Genomic DNA, 14,169 nt, shown 5'->3' on the forward strand with positions numbered 1-14,169 from the left:
CGTCAGGTCGCGTCGATGCTCAACCAGCGTCGGCTGCGTCGACCCGCCTCGTAACCCGAGTCGAGTCGCTTCGCCACCACCCCGGGGAGCCCCTGCTCTCGGCTGGTGCGCAGGGCCTCGGCGCCGGTACCGGGGAACCACGGCGGAGTCTGCCAGTGCGCGCCCGCGAGCGCCAGACCGTCGAGCAGCTCGCGGCGTTGGGCGTACGGCAGATCGAGACAGGTCACGCCCTCCAACCAGAGCAGGTCGACCAGGAGGTACTGGGCGCCGGCAGGCACCCGGCTGCCGGAGGTGGGCGGGGCCGGGCGCACCCGGCCGCCGTCGATGCGGACCAGGAGGCCGTCCAGCACCGCCTCGGTCGGCGCCATCGCCTCGGCGAGATCGCGCAGCCAGGAGTACCCGCCGGTGATCTCCTCGTCGGTCTCGGAGAGCAACCGCAGCCGCCCGCCCGACACGTACGCGATCGCGCGGGTGCCGTCCCAACGCAGCTCGTACCCCCAGGCGGTCTGGTCCCGGGGGAGGCGGGTGGCGGCAGTGGGGTGCATCGGGCGGACCAGCTCGGGCATGCTCGTCCAGCCCTCCGGCGCGGGATCCATCCGCCGGACCATCCAGTCCCGGCCATCCTTGCCGCCGGTGGCGAAGAGGACGTACCGCCCGGACGTCCGCTCCCCGTCGAGCGCCACGATGACCTCGTCGTCGCGCCACTTCTCGCGGCGGTAGGTCCCGCGGTCGTGGATCGTCATCCGGCCGCCGCCGTACTCGCCGGCCGGGATCTCACCGTGGAAGTCGAGGTACTCCATCGGGTGGTCCTCGGTGTGCACGGCGAGGTGGTTCCGGCCCGGGTCCCGGGGGAGACCGCGCGGCACCGCCCAGGACGCGAGCACTCCGTCGTGCTCCAGCCGGAGGTCCCAGTGCAGACTGCGCGCGTGGTGCTGCTGGATGACGAAGCGGCCGGTCTCGTCGCCGCCCCGCCGGCGGCCGCGCGGTTTCTTCTCCGGCACCGGCTCAGGGGTGCGGGCCGCGTCCCTCCGGCGTCGGTACTCGTCAAGCCGGTCGGTCACACCCCGCATTGTCCGGCAACCCGGAGGTCTCCGCCGGGCGGCGCGGCGGGTTGTTTCGCTCGCACGGCGCGGCGATGACGGGTAGAACGGTCGTCATGGACCACGACGACCAGCCCACCGTCCTGCTGCCGGGCGAGGTGCGGATGCCCCTGCTCGGCTTCGGCACCTGGCGGGCCACCGGCAAGGCCGGCTACGACGCCGTACTGGCCGCGCTCGACGCCGGCTACCGGCACATCGACACCGCGACCGTGTACGGCAACGAGAAGGAGGTCGGCCGGGCGGTGCAGGAGAGCGACCTGCGCCGGGAGGACCTCTTCATCACGACCAAGCTGCCGCCGGACCGGGTGGGCCGGGAGCGCGAGACGCTGGAGGCGAGCCTGCGGGCGCTCGACACCGACTACGTGGACCTGTGGTTGATCCACTGGCCGCCGTCCTCGCCCGGGGACAGCATCCCGCTCTGGCGGGAACTCCTCGCGGCCAGGGAGGAGAACCTGGCCCGGGCGGTCGGGGTGAGCAACTACAGCACCTCCCAGATCGACGAGCTCATCCAGGCCACCGAGGAGAATCCGGCGGTCAACCAGATCCGGTGGAGCCCTTTCCTGTACGACCGGCAGCGGCACGCCGAGCACCGGGACCGTGGCGTCGTGCTCGAGGGGTACAGCCCGCTCGACACCAGCGACCTCTCCCACCCGATGTTGGCCCGGATCGCCGCCGCGCACGACGTCTCGCCGGCGCAGGTGGTGCTCCGCTGGCACATCGACCACGAGATCGTGGTGATCCCGAAGAGCGTGACGCCGGAGCGGATCCAGGCCAACGCCGACGTGTTCCGCTTCTCGCTCACCGCTGAGGAGATGCGCGAGCTCGACGCCCTCGGCAACTCCTGACCGTTTGCCAATTTCCTTCAGCCGCACGGCAGGCATTGAAGGGTATCGACATCCACGGACCTGGGCGGTAGCGTGCCGCCATCACGTACGTCGATGCGTCGTGACCCTTTCCAACCGCCCGACCTGCTGAAGGAGCCTCATGGTCACGTCCCGATCCCTGCGTCTGCGCCGCCGGGGCCTGCTCGGCGTCCCGGCCCTGGTGGCCGCCGCGCTCACCACCATCATGGCCCGGCCGGGCACGGCGGCCGCCGCACCCGCGGCGGCTCCCGCCCCGGCGGTGGCCCCCGTCCCGGCCGCCGCCCCGAAAGCCGAGTGCCTGGCCGACCTGCTCGGCGGTGCCTGATGGCCACCATTCCCTGGCTCGTGGACGTGCTCCGATCCGCCGGCGTCCAGGTCGTCGTCGAAGGCGACTGGCTCAACCGGATGCGTCCCGGCAGCTTCGACCCGATCGGTGTGCTCTGGCACCACACCGCCTCCACCTCCAGCGCCACCAACCCGCACCCGGCTTTGAACATCTGCATCAACGGTCGGCCCGACCTGGCCGGCCCGCTCTGCCAGGCCCTCGTGGACTACCACGGCGTCTTCCACGTCATCTCCGCCGGCCGCTGCAACCACGCCGGTGTCAGCGGGGGCAGCGGGCCGATCCCGGCCGGCGACGGCAACACCCTGATGATCGGGTGGGAGATCGACTACAACGGGGTCGACCAGGAGATGACGGCGGCGCAGTACAACGCCTCGATCGCCGCCACCGCCGCGGTGCTCACCCGGCTGGGCAAGGACGCCAGCTACGCCCGGGGCCACCGCGAGACGAGCACCACCGGCAAGATCGACCCGTCCTTCATCGACCTGAATGTGATGCGCAGCGACGTGGCCGCGAAGATGGCCGGCGGCACCGCCTGGTCATCCATCGTGGACAACTCGACCGCCGGGCGGTTCACCGCCAGCGCGAACTGGGGCGTCTCCTCGTACTCCGGGCAGCGCTACGGCGCCGACTACCGGTACGCCGACCCGGTCGCCGTCAGCGATCCGGCCTGGTACCGGTTCAACGTCCCGGCGGCCGGCAACTACCGGGTCGACGCCTGGTGGCCGGCCAACTCCGGCTACAACAGCGCCGCGCCGTACATCATCGCCACCGCCAGCGGAAACCGCACGGTCACCGTCGACCAGCGCGCCACCGGTGGTCAGTGGCGGACACTCGGGACGTTCGCCCTGCCGGCCGGCGACACCAACCGGGTGGCGGTGAGCCGGTGGAGCTCGGCCGCCGGCCTGGTCATCGCCGACGCCGTGCGCCTCACCCGGGTCTGACCGGATCGTCCCGCGCCCTGCCCGACAGGGCGCGGGCCGGTCGCCGCCGGCAACCGGGGTGGGATGCTGGTGCTCCAGGGGCGGTGCCTGATCCGTCGATCCGGTAGAGCGGTTGCGAGCCAATCTGATCTTGGTTTGGCGTCTCGGATTGATCGTGGTGTCGATCGGGCTTGTTGCTGGCGTACGTTGTGCGTACGCTTGAGGGGTGAGCGCGAAGGCGGAGCGGCTGCACCTGCGGCTGGACGAGCAGCAGAAGGCGTTGCTGGAGGCGGCCAGCGCGGCGGCCGGGGACAGTGTGTCGACCTTCGTGTTGAAGGCGGCGACCGAGGCGGCGGCGGATGTGCTTGCCGACCGGCGGGCGTTCCTGCTGGACGAGGCGTCCTGGCGGATCTTCGATGAGGCGTTGCAAGGGCCGGCGCAGGATGTCGCCGGATTGCGGGAGTTGTTGACTGGTCCGACGGTGCTTGATCCGCCGGCGGGCGGTGCGGCACGGTGAGTTCCCGTTTTCTGCCGGTCGAGGCACTGGCAGCCGGGCATGTGCTGACCGGGTTCGACTGTGGGTCGAGGGCGCAGTCGGTATGGCTGGTCGAGCATGCCCTGCAGGCCCATCGGGCCGGGCTGTCCCGGGTGTACGTGGTGCGGGACGCCGACCACCCTGATCAGCGGGTGGCCGGCTACTACGCCCTTGCGGCGGGCAGCGTCGCTCCGGCCGATGCCTCCCTGCGGCTGAGGCAGGGCGCTGGTCGCTATCACCAACCGGTGGTGATTCTGACCCGGCTTGGCGTCGACCGATCTGCCCAGGGCGTTGGGTTGGGCCGGGCCTTGGTGGTCGACGCGCTACGGCGGATCGCGACAGCCGGAGAGGTTGTCGGCGTACGGGCGGTGCTCATCCATTGTGAGAGCGAAGCCGCCCGCGACTTCTACCTACGGCTGGCCAAGTTCGAGGCCGGCCCGACCGACCCGATGCACCTGCTGCTGTTGATGAAGGATCTGCGCCGCGCCCTCAACGGCTGACAATCCGACGCAGGTCGTAGGTGGTTGTCTGTCCAGATCGCCGTCGCTGCTCCCGTCACGAGTGACCCACATCCTGAGCAGGATTCGCGTTCCTCCGCAGGTCTGGACTGTCCAGGTCGGCCCTGCGGAAGGCCTGCCTTTCTCAACCGGATCGGCGCGACCGAGAGCCGGACGGACGCGCTGGTGGTCGTCCGGATAACCAGCGGGGACGGAGAAGAGCCGTCGAGGGCACCGATTGACTCTGGTGCACGGCGATTGCACCGAGTAGTGTCTTGCCTCCAACGCGTGCCGAACCCCTCCGGAGGCGTGTACCACCATGCGTGGCTCCCCCCTGCGCATCCTCATCGTCGGCGCGGGCATTGCCGGCCTCGCCGTGGCGCGGGCGCTGCGGATGGCGGGCTTCCGCCCCGACGTGACCGACCGGCTGCCGCCGGGGGAGTCCCACGAGACGGGTCTCTACCTTCCCGGCAATGCCGCCCGAGCGCTGCGCCGGCTGGACCTGTACGACCCGGTGCGGCGGCTCGGCCAGGTCGTCCACCGGCAGCGCTTCCTGGACGCCGCGGGCGAGCCGCTCTGCGAGGTCGACCTCGACACGCTCTGGGCCGGGGTCGGCGAGTGCCGCGCCCTGCCCCGGGCCGAACTGCACCGGGTGCTGCTGAGCGGCGCCGGCGGAGCGGTGCGGCACGGTGCCGAGGTGCGCACCCTCGACCTGCTGCCCGCCGGTGTCGGGGTGACCTTCGTCGACGGCACCAGCGCCGAGTACGACCTCGTGATCGGCGCCGACGGGCCGCGCTCGTCGGTACGTACGCTGGCGGCGCTCGGCGGCCCGCCCCGCCCCGCCGGCCAGGTGGTCTATCGCACGGTGCTGCGCGACGCCCCGCCCATCACCGAGTGGACCGCGCTGCTCGGACAGCGCTCCGGTTTCCTGATGGTGCCGATCGGTGCCGGGCGGTTGCACTGCTACGCCGACGAGGCCGGCACAGAACCGCCCGCCGACCCGGTGGCCCGGCTACGAGAGCTCTTCGGCTCGTACGGCGGCCCGGTGCCCGAGGTGCTCGACGCGGTGCAGTGGGTGAACGTGGGCGTCACCGACGAGGTGGAACTGGGGCGCTGGCACCGGGGACGGGTGTTGCTCGTCGGCGACGCCGCGCACGCCACCGCGCCGACGCTCTCCCAGGGAGCCGCGATGGCCCTGGAGGACGCCGTCGTGCTCGCCGAGTCGTTGGCGGCCGCGGGCGACGTCGAGACGGCCCTGGTGGCGTACGAGAGCCGCCGGCGCCCGCGTACCCGCTGGGTGCGGGATCGCACCCGCGACCGCAACCGGACCCGCGACGTCCCACCGGCCCTGCGCGACCCGCTGCTGCGTGGCCGCGGTGACCGCATCTTCGGTGAGCACTACCGGTTGCTGCTGGGTCCGCTCTGAGCCGTCCGGCGCGGCCGATGATCGTAGCTGGCCACCCCACGCGGCGCTGCCACCTGCCGGGGACTATCCTCCTTGCGGATGACGGCTCGCCAGTTCAGCGCGCGCCGAGCGGGACAACCGAGAACCGGAGGCCACTCGTGACCACCGTCGCACCCAAGCCGGTCGTGACCCGGCCCTGGCCGGTCCGAGAACCGGTCAAGGGGTCGGCCATCGCGCGGCTGCTGCGGACCACGGACGCGAAGCAGATCGGGATCATGTACATGGTCACCGCGTTCGCGTTCTTCATGATCGGTGGCCTGATGGCCCTGATCATGCGGGCCGAGTTGGCCCGGCCGGGGCTGCAGTTCCTGTCGCCGGAGCAGTACAACCAGCTCTTCACCATGCACGGCACGATCATGTTGCTGTTCTTCGCGACGCCGATCGTGTTCGCCTTCGCCAACTACATCGTGCCGATCCAGATCGGCGCGCCCGATGTCTCCTTCCCGCGCCTGAACAGCTTCGCCTACTGGCTGTACCTGTTCGGCGGCACGATCGCGACCGCCGGCTTCCTCAGCCCGGGTGGCGCCGCCGACTTCGGCTGGTTCGCCTACGCCCCGCTGAGCAGCGTGGAGCACTCTCCGGGCGTCGGCGCCAACATGTGGGTCATGGGTCTGGCCATCTCCGGCCTGGGCACCATCCTCGGCGCGGTCAACATGATCACCACGGTGCTGACCCTGCGGGCGCCCGGCATGACCATGTTCCGGATGCCGATCTTCACGTGGAACATCCTGGTCACCAGCCTGCTGGTGATCCTGGTCTTCCCGCTGCTCGCCGCCGCGCTCTTCGCCCTCGCCGCGGACCGGCTGATCGGTGCCCACGTGTTCGACGCGGCAACCGGCGGACCGATGCTCTGGCAGCACCTCTTCTGGTTCTTCGGCCACCCCGAGGTGTACGTCGTCGCGCTGCCGTTCTTCGGCATCATCAGCGAGATCATCCCGGTCTTCTCCCGCAAGCCGATCTTCGGCTACAAGGGCCTGGTGGCCGCGACCCTCTCCATCGCCGCGCTGTCGATGAGCGTGTGGGCGCACCACATGTTCGCCACCGGCCAGGTGCTGCTGCCGTTCTTCAGCTTCCTGAGCTTCCTGATCGCGGTGCCCACCGGTATGAAGTTCTTCAACTGGATCGGCACCATGTGGCGCGGCCAGGTGAGCTTCGAGACCCCGATGCTCTGGTCGATCGGCTTCCTGGTGACGTTCCTCTTCGGTGGCCTCACCGGTGTGCTGCTGGCCAGCCCGCCGCTGGACTTCCACGTCTCCGACTCGTACTTCGTGGTGGCGCACTTCCACTACGTGCTCTTCGGCACCATCGTGTTCGCGGTCTTCGCCGGCATCTACTTCTGGTTCCCGAAGATGTTCGGCCGGATGCTCGACGAGCGGCTCGGGAAGGTGCACTTCTGGCTCACCATGATCGGTTTCCACACCACGTTCCTGGTGCAGCACTGGCTCGGTAACGAGGGCATGCCCCGTCGGTACGCCGACTACCTGCCCTCCGACGGCTTCACCACGCTGAACACGATCTCCACGATCGGCGCCTTCATCACCGGTATCTCGACGCTTCCGTTCATCTACAACTGCTGGAAGTCGTACAAGACCGGTCCGGTGGTCGAGGTCAACGACCCGTGGGGTCACGGCAACTCGCTGGAGTGGGCCACCAGCTGCCCGCCGCCGCTGCGGAACTTCGACCGGATGCCGCGGATCCGCTCCGAGCGGCCGGCGTTCGACCTGAAGTTCCCGGAGCTGGCCGCTGGCGGCCAGAGCCTGGCCGGGCCGCCGGAGGGTGGTGCCAAGCCGCTGACCAGCGAGTCGGACGGTGGGGCCCGCTACACCGAGGACACCGCCACCAACATCGACCGGGTCTGACCGCTCAGATCCACGGCACCCACGACGGGCGCCGCTCCCGGACCACCCGGGTGCGGCGCCCGTCGCCATTTCCGTCCCGCCTCTTGCCCGGCCCGCATCCCTCGTCCCGACCTGCCCTGCCCTGCCCTGCCCTGCCCGAGCTTCCGCGCTCGGCCGGGGCGCATGATCAACTCGACCTCATGGAAGTCGGGGCATCCTCGCTACCGGGACAGCCCGACTTCCTTGACCACGAGTCGATCAACCGCGGATCGATCATCGCACGGGTGGATCGGGCCCACGGTCGGTCGCCGGGCGGGTAGGCCGCCCACGGGTAGGTTCGGCCCCACTGGGCTGCCCACCACATTTCGGTCGCCCCACAGATCGGGCACCCCGCAGTTCGGTCCGCACACGGGTCGGTCGGGCCGCAGGTCGGTCGGGCCACGGAACGCTGGACGGGTGGATCACCCGACACGCCAGCGTGCCGACCGGGCCGGTCGGGCGAGCCTCTCGGCCGGGGACCGGGGCGAGGCGGTGAGGGCTCAGCGGCTCGCGGTGGCGTACTCCGGCTCGATGCGGGCCGCGGCGGCGCGGCGGTGGCGCAACTCGATCGGAAGCACCGCGAGCGCCACCAACGCGCCGATCACACCGGTGACGGCGAAGCCCCACCAGGGCGCCCGAGCGTCGATCACCGCTCCGGCGAGCGGGGCACCGACGGCGAGTCCGACGGTGACCGCGGAACCGTGCACGCCCATCGCCTCGCCGCGCACCTCGGCGGGCGCGAGCCGGCTGACCGCGTCTGCGGTCGCCGCGAGGGTGGGGGCGCAGAGCGCACCGGCCGGAATCATCGCCAGGCAGAGCAGCCACCAGTGTGACCCGCCCAGCCCGACCGGGATGGTGCAGAGGCTGAGCGCGGCCATCAGTGCCAGCGGCGAGATGGCCCGGTGCGTCGCTCCGTACGCGAAGCCGCCGACCAGTGACGCGACCGCCCACATGGCGAGGACGACGCCGGTCCAGCCGACCTCACCGCTCTCCCGCAGCACGGCGACCACCGCCACGTCGGTGCCGCCGAGCACCAGGGTCGCGGCGAGGCTGACCGCCAGCACGGCCAGCAGCCGGGGGGTCACCCACTCGCGCCGGTGTATCTGCCGTCGGGGCGTACCGGGCTCCTCGACGTCGTCGGCGGTGGGCGGGTTGAGCAGCCAGAACGCCACCCCGGCGGCGACGATGCCGGCTCCGACGAGGTAGAGGGTGTGTCGCGCCGTGATCGTCGTGGCCAGGGCCACCGCCAGCGCCGGCCCGACCATGAACGACAGCTCCACCGACATCGAGTCGAGGGCGTACGCGGGCCTGCGGCGCTCCTCGGGCACCAGCGCGGCGACGGACTGCCGCACCACCGAGAAGATCGGCAGGGCCAGCGAGCCGGCGATGAAGGCGGCCGGAAGCAGCAGTGGGTAGGGCAGCGAGGGCGCGGTGGACCAGAAGACCGCCTCGACGATCCCGGTCAGTACGAGCACCGGCCGCAGCCCCCGGCGGTCGATCAGCCGGCCGAGCAGTGGTCCGCCGATCGCGCCGCCGACCGTGACCGCGGCACCGACCAGCCCGGCCGCCCCGTAGCCTCGGCCGAGGTCCTGGACGACGTAGAAGGTGAGCGTCACTCCGGTCGCGGTGAGCGGGATGCGGGCCAGCACCGCCACGAGCAGCAACGACCGGAGACCGGGCAGGGCGAGCGCCTCCCGGTAAGGCTTCAAATTCACGACGGTCCGTACCTCCGGCGTCATCCTCGCCGGAGATTCTGCGGTCGCCAACCGATTACCTGGTCATGCGGTCCTGATCACAGGTTCCCCGCGGAGCGTGACCCCGGCGCCGTCCATGGAGCGCAGCGCCACGTCGGTGGTGGCCGGGGCGACGGCCGCCGTGAGGTCCAGCAGCACCGTGGTGGTGAAGCCCTCCCGGGCGGCGTCCAGCGCGGTGGCCCGCACGCAGTGGTCGGTGGCGAGGCCGACCAGCTCCACCGAGTCCACGCCGTGCCGGCGCAGCCAGTCGGCCAGGCACTCACCGTCCGCGGCGTGCCCCTCGAAGCCCGAGTACGCGGCCGCGTGCTCACCCTTGTGGAAGATCTCCTCGATCCGGTCGGTCTCCAGCGCGGGGTGGAACTCGGAGCCGGGGGTGCCGACCACGCAGTGCCGCGGCCAGGTGTCGACGAAGTCCGGGGGATTGCCGAAGTGCGCCCCCGGGTCGACGTGGTAGTCCTTCGTCGCCACCACATGGGCCCAGCGACCCGGGTCGGCGGCGAGCAGCCGGGTGATGCCTGCTGCCACGTCCGCACCGCCGTTCACGGCCAGCGAGCCGCCTTCGCAGAAGTCGTTCTGCACGTCGACGATGATCAGCGCCTTGCTCACCGGTGCTCCCTCCAGACGAACGCGGCCCTCCGCCGGGCCATGTCTACTCCGCCGGTACGACGTTGACCGGGATGGCCGGGTCGCCACCGGAGAGCTTGAGCCCTTCCCAGGGGATGGAGATCAGGCATTCCCGCAGGTGCTCACGCGACTCCGCCAGGGTCGGCAGCTCGGCCGGCTCGCCGCCGATCACGAACTGGCGCTGGAGCAGCCGGTCGTTGGGCTGCCGCTCGGGCACCCCCTGCGGGACGATCACCTCTTCGGTGGCCGTACCGGTCGGCTTGTGCCGCCGCACCGCGATCTTCCGGCCGCCGATGGTGGCCTTGTGCTCCGAACGTTTCACCACCGGTCGTCCCTCGACCTCGACCAATTTGTAGACCAGCCCGACGGTCGGCGCCCCGGAGCCGGTGACGACGGCTGTGCCGGCCCCGTACATGTCGACCGGCTCGGCGGCGAGCGCGGCGATCGCGTACTCGTCCAGATCACCCGAGACGATGATCTTCGTCTCGGTGGCGCCGAGCGAGTCGAGCAGCGCCCGGGACTGCTGGGCGATCACCGCGAGATCGCCGGAGTCGATCCGGACCGCCCGCAGGTCCGGCCCGGCCACCGCGATGGCGTTGCGGATGCCCTGGCTGATGTCGTACGTGTCGACGAGCAGCGTCGTGCTCTTCCCCAGCGTGGCGACCTGCGAGGCGAACGCCGCCCGCTCGTCGTCGTGCAGCAGGGTGAACGCGTGCGCCGCGGTGCCGGCGGTGGGGATGCCGTAGCGCCGGCCCGCCTCAAGGTTCGAGGTGAAGCTGAAGCCGGCCAGGTACGCGGCCCGGGCGGCGGCCACCGCGGCCCCCTCGTGCGCCCGCCGCGCGCCCATCTCGATGAGGGTACGGCCACGAGCCGCGGTCACCATCCGGGCGGCGGCGGCCGCTATCGCGCTGTCGTGGTTGAGCACCGAGAGCACGAGCGTCTCCAGCACCACGCACTCGGCGAAGCCGCCGGAGACGGTGAGGATGGGGGAGTTGGGGAAGAAGAGCTCCCCCTCGGCGTACCCGTCGATGTCGCCCGTGAAGCGGTAGTCCCGCAGCCAGGCCGCGGCCTGCTCGTCGACCACGCCGGTACGCAGCAGGAAGTCCACCTCGGCCTCGTCGAACCGGAACTCGCGGATCAGCTCGATGAGGCGCCCGGTGCCGGCGACCACGCCGTAGCGGCGTCCGGCCGGCAGGCGGCGGCTGAAGACCTCGAAGACGCAGCGGCGATCGGCGGTGCCGTCGCGCAGCGCCGCGCTGACCATGGTCAGCTCGTAGTGGTCGGTCAGCAGGGCGGGGCGAAGGGTGCTCACGGACCCAGCCTAAGAGTTCAGTCGGCGTCGCCGCCCTCGTGCCCCGGGATCGCCCGCAACGCCGCGTGCAGCTCGGCCCGGCTGGTCACACCGACCTTGGCGTAGATGCGCTGGAGGTGGTTCTCCACGGTCCGGGCGGAGAGGTAGAGCTTCTCGGCGATGGCCTTGCTGGTGGCCCCCTGCGCGGCGAGACGGGCCACCTCCCACTCCCGGTCGGTGAGCGTCGGCGTGCCGGCGCGCAACGCCGGGGTGTGGACGAGGCCGCAGCGGTTCAGCAGCGCGGCGAGGCGTTCCCGGGCCTCGCCGGCGGCGGCGGGCCGCTCCCGGCGCAGCCGGTGCAGGACGGCGGCGGTCGCCTCGGCGGCGAAGACGTTCAGCTCGCGCGCCGCGAAAGCGTCGGCGACCGCGAACAGTTCGGTGGGGGAGCCGGAGACCGCGGCGCGGGCGTGCCGGGCCAGCAGCGGCGGCAGGTCACCGTCGACGCGCTCGGAGAGTTCGGTGAGGCGCTGCGCGACCGTGCGACGACTGCCGTCGGAGCAGGTGGGACCGACCGGTGCGCCGGCCTGGTCCAGCCGGACCAGGTCGTACAGCACGTGGACCTCGTGACCGGCGAAGCCGTCCGTGCGCAGCCGGTCGACCAGGTCGGTCAGCTGTTTCACCGCCCCGGGCAGGTCGCCGGCCGCGGCCAGCGCCGCCCCGCGCGCCTGCTCCAGCCACGGGTAGAGCACCGCCATGCCGGGAGCCTGTGTGCGGTCCGCCTCGGCCATCGCCTCGGCGGCCTGGGTCGCGTCGCCGCGCAGGGCGGCCGCCTGGGCGCGCTCGGCCTGCGCCAACCCGGCGTACACCCGGCTGGTGGCCAGCACCGCACAGGCGCCGAGGCTGGTCCGCAGCGCCGCGTCGCTCTGGCCACGCAGCCGCGCCGCGTACGCCTGGAGAATGGCGAGGTAGCCGGTGCCGAGCCGGAAGTCTCCGGCGCCGGCGAGGTCGGCGAACTCGTCGGCCACTATCGCGTCGATGCCGGCCAGGTCGCCGGCGAGCGTGAGACGGGTGCCCCGGGCCAGCTCCAGGGCGAGTTGCAGGTACGGCATGTCGGCGCGCCAGCGGGCCGCCTCGGAGTGCACCTGGGCGATGGCGGTGCCGCTGCTACGCAGCTGCCCCTGTGCGGCCTGCAGGTAGGCGACGGTGGACCGGGCCAGCTCGCGGGCGGCGACGCTGGCCGCGGGACGGTCCAGCACGCTCTGGCTGAGCCGCAGGGCGGTGACGGTGTCGAGGCGGTGCAGCCGCATGATCGCCTCGAACGCGCGCACCCGGGCCTGGTCGGCCGAGTCGGTGAGGCTCTCCGCCCGCGCCGCGATCTCCTCCACCGTGGACTCGTGGCTGAGCCCCCAGTAGGTCACCATCCCACGCACGGTGAGCCAGCGGGCGAACCGCTGGCGCTCGGCCGGGTCGGGGGAGACGGCGTCGAGCACGTCGATCGCCTCTTCCGGCCGGTCGGCGAACATGAGGATGGTGGCGAGCAGCTCGGCGGCGTCGAACCCGCCGCCGGCGTCGAGCGCCGCGCGGGCCAGCCGCGTCGCCAGCGGTACGTCGTACCGGCTGAACGCCTGGCCGGCCGCCTCGAGCAGCAGCGCCGCGTCCTGGGCGGTGCCGGAGTCTAGCCGCCAGACCGCCACGCGGAGCAGGTCGTCGCGGCGTCGCTTACCCACCCGCTCCAACAGTTCGGCGAGGTCGGCCTGCAACCGGCGGGTACGGCTGACCGGACAGCGACGGCGCATGATCTCGCCGTAGAGCGGATGCGCCAGCCGGACGTTGGTGCGCCGGTCGTGCTGGATGACCGTGATCAGGCCCCGCTCCTCGGCGATCTCCACGTCCTGCCGGTCGACGGCCTGGTTGAGCAGTTGCAGGCCGAGTGGCTCGCCGAACGCGACCAGCTCCACGACCGCCCGGACGGCGGGGGTGAGCTGGCCGATCCGGGTGTCGATCAGGTCGGTCAGGTTGGGGGCCAGCTCGAACCGGCCGGTCCACTTCCAGATCCCGTACGTGCGGGTCAGTTCCTCGCTGCCCGAGGCTGCGTGCACCAGCTCGCGGAGCAGCAGCGGGTTGCCGGCGGAGAGCCGTCCCAGCCGGTCGGCGGAGCCCGCGTCGACCGGGCCGCCCAGGATCTCGGCGAGCAGACCCGCGGTCTCCGCCGGAGCCATCGGGCTGAGCTCGGCCTTGTCGACCAGGTCGTCCGTCCACAGTGCCCGGATCGGCAGCGGGATCTGCTCGCCGTCGCGCAGCGTGCCGATCACGGTGGCGTTGTCGGCGCGGGCGACGAGGTGCACCAGCGCGGCCGACGGCTGGTCGAGCAGGTGGGCGTCGTCGATGGCGAGCACGATGCGACGCCCGGCCGCCTGTTGCTGGAGCACGTCCAGCGCCCAGCGCAGGATGCCGGCGGGGGAGAGACCCTGCGGCTGTTCGGCGGGCAGCACCTGGACCAGGCCGCCGAAGGGGAGGCTCGCGGTGGTGGCGCTGGCCGCGATCGACCAGATCGCGTAGCGGTCGTTGGGTAGCGCCGCGACACCCTCGCGCAGCAGTCGGCTCTTTCCGATGCCTGCACTGCCGCTGTAGAAGAGCCCCCGCCCCTCCGCGCTGGTCACTGCCGACAGCAGACGGTCGAGCTCATCCGTTCGGCCGACGAAACTCCACCGACTCATCCCGGCAGCATATCCATCGCAATCGGTCCGCAGGCAGAGCGTCACGCAGCGAAGTTGAGTAATCTCGTGATTACCGGTGAGTATCCGAACTGTTCCGCCGGAAGGCCTGGCCGCTCGTAGTCTTCCGGCATCCGGATCGGTTCACCGGAGTTTCCACGCGGCCGGCTGCTGCCGGTCCGC

At 71.7% G+C, this 14,169-nt stretch carries 12 protein-coding genes; 7 read left to right on the forward strand and 5 right to left on the reverse strand.

Annotated features, from left to right (window positions below; all coding sequences use genetic code 11):
- Nucleotides 1-2: 2 nt before the first annotated feature.
- Nucleotides 3-1,061, reverse strand: coding sequence for a DNA polymerase ligase N-terminal domain-containing protein (locus tag BXA10_RS11630; RefSeq protein ID WP_076470567.1), 1,059 nt, complete (start codon nucleotides 1,059-1,061; stop codon nucleotides 3-5).
- A 95-nt stretch (nucleotides 1,062-1,156) separates the two neighbouring features.
- On the opposite strand from BXA10_RS11630, the gene BXA10_RS11635 reads away from it, so the two are divergent.
- From BXA10_RS11635 to ctaD, 7 genes are all read left to right on the forward strand, one after another.
- Nucleotides 1,157-1,945: an aldo/keto reductase gene (locus BXA10_RS11635; RefSeq protein ID WP_076470333.1), complete on the forward strand. Its 789-nt coding sequence runs from the start codon at nucleotides 1,157-1,159 to the stop codon at nucleotides 1,943-1,945.
- Between the two features lie 139 nt (nucleotides 1,946-2,084).
- Nucleotides 2,085-2,288 carry a hypothetical protein gene (locus BXA10_RS31865; protein WP_076470334.1) on the forward strand — a complete coding sequence of 68 codons (204 nt, stop codon included), beginning with the start codon at nucleotides 2,085-2,087 and terminating at the stop codon, nucleotides 2,286-2,288.
- Nucleotides 2,288-3,250, forward strand: coding sequence for a golvesin C-terminal-like domain-containing protein (locus BXA10_RS11645; RefSeq protein WP_076470335.1), 963 nt, complete (start codon nucleotides 2,288-2,290; stop codon nucleotides 3,248-3,250). Before BXA10_RS31865 ends, BXA10_RS11645 begins: the two co-directional genes overlap by 1 nt.
- A gap of 205 nt (nucleotides 3,251-3,455) precedes the next feature.
- Entirely contained in the window at nucleotides 3,456-3,746 is a 291-nt protein-coding gene (locus tag BXA10_RS11650; protein WP_076470336.1) for a type II toxin-antitoxin system TacA family antitoxin, read from the forward strand.
- Entirely contained in the window at nucleotides 3,743-4,264 is a 522-nt protein-coding gene (locus BXA10_RS11655) for a GNAT family protein (protein WP_076470337.1), read from the forward strand. The genes BXA10_RS11650 and BXA10_RS11655 overlap by 4 nt, the downstream gene beginning before the upstream one ends.
- A gap of 316 nt (nucleotides 4,265-4,580) precedes the next feature.
- The gene (locus tag BXA10_RS11660; RefSeq protein ID WP_076470338.1) at nucleotides 4,581-5,687 is read left to right on the forward strand and encodes an FAD-dependent monooxygenase; all 1,107 of its coding nucleotides are present in this window, start codon (nucleotides 4,581-4,583) and stop codon (nucleotides 5,685-5,687) included.
- 137 nt (nucleotides 5,688-5,824) lie between these two features.
- On the forward strand, nucleotides 5,825-7,585 hold the full coding sequence (ctaD, locus tag BXA10_RS11665) for an aa3-type cytochrome oxidase subunit I (RefSeq protein ID WP_076470339.1): 1,761 nt from the start codon (nucleotides 5,825-5,827) through the stop codon (nucleotides 7,583-7,585).
- A 518-nt stretch (nucleotides 7,586-8,103) separates the two neighbouring features.
- Here the strand turns inward: ctaD and BXA10_RS11670 are convergent.
- From BXA10_RS11670 to BXA10_RS11685, 4 genes are read right to left on the reverse strand one after another with little or no spacing between them, the layout of a single operon-like run.
- On the reverse strand, nucleotides 8,104-9,342 hold the full coding sequence (locus BXA10_RS11670; protein WP_076470340.1) for an MFS transporter: 1,239 nt from the start codon (nucleotides 9,340-9,342) through the stop codon (nucleotides 8,104-8,106).
- Between the two features lie 39 nt (nucleotides 9,343-9,381).
- A complete protein-coding gene (locus BXA10_RS11675) occupies nucleotides 9,382-9,963 on the reverse strand; it encodes a nicotinamidase (protein WP_076470341.1) in 582 nt (193 codons plus the stop codon).
- A gap of 43 nt (nucleotides 9,964-10,006) precedes the next feature.
- Nucleotides 10,007-11,293 carry a nicotinate phosphoribosyltransferase gene (locus BXA10_RS11680; protein ID WP_076470342.1) on the reverse strand — a complete coding sequence of 429 codons (1,287 nt, stop codon included), beginning with the start codon at nucleotides 11,291-11,293 and terminating at the stop codon, nucleotides 10,007-10,009.
- A 17-nt stretch (nucleotides 11,294-11,310) separates the two neighbouring features.
- Nucleotides 11,311-13,989 (reverse strand): LuxR C-terminal-related transcriptional regulator, encoded by a 2,679-nt coding sequence (locus BXA10_RS11685; protein WP_076470343.1) that lies wholly within the window; start codon nucleotides 13,987-13,989, stop codon nucleotides 11,311-11,313.
- Between the last annotated feature and the right edge of the window lie 180 nt (nucleotides 13,990-14,169).

Origin of the sequence: Micromonospora avicenniae (genome assembly GCF_900156065.1) — a bacterium.
Classification (GTDB): Bacteria; Actinomycetota; Actinomycetes; order Mycobacteriales; family Micromonosporaceae; genus Micromonospora; species Micromonospora avicenniae.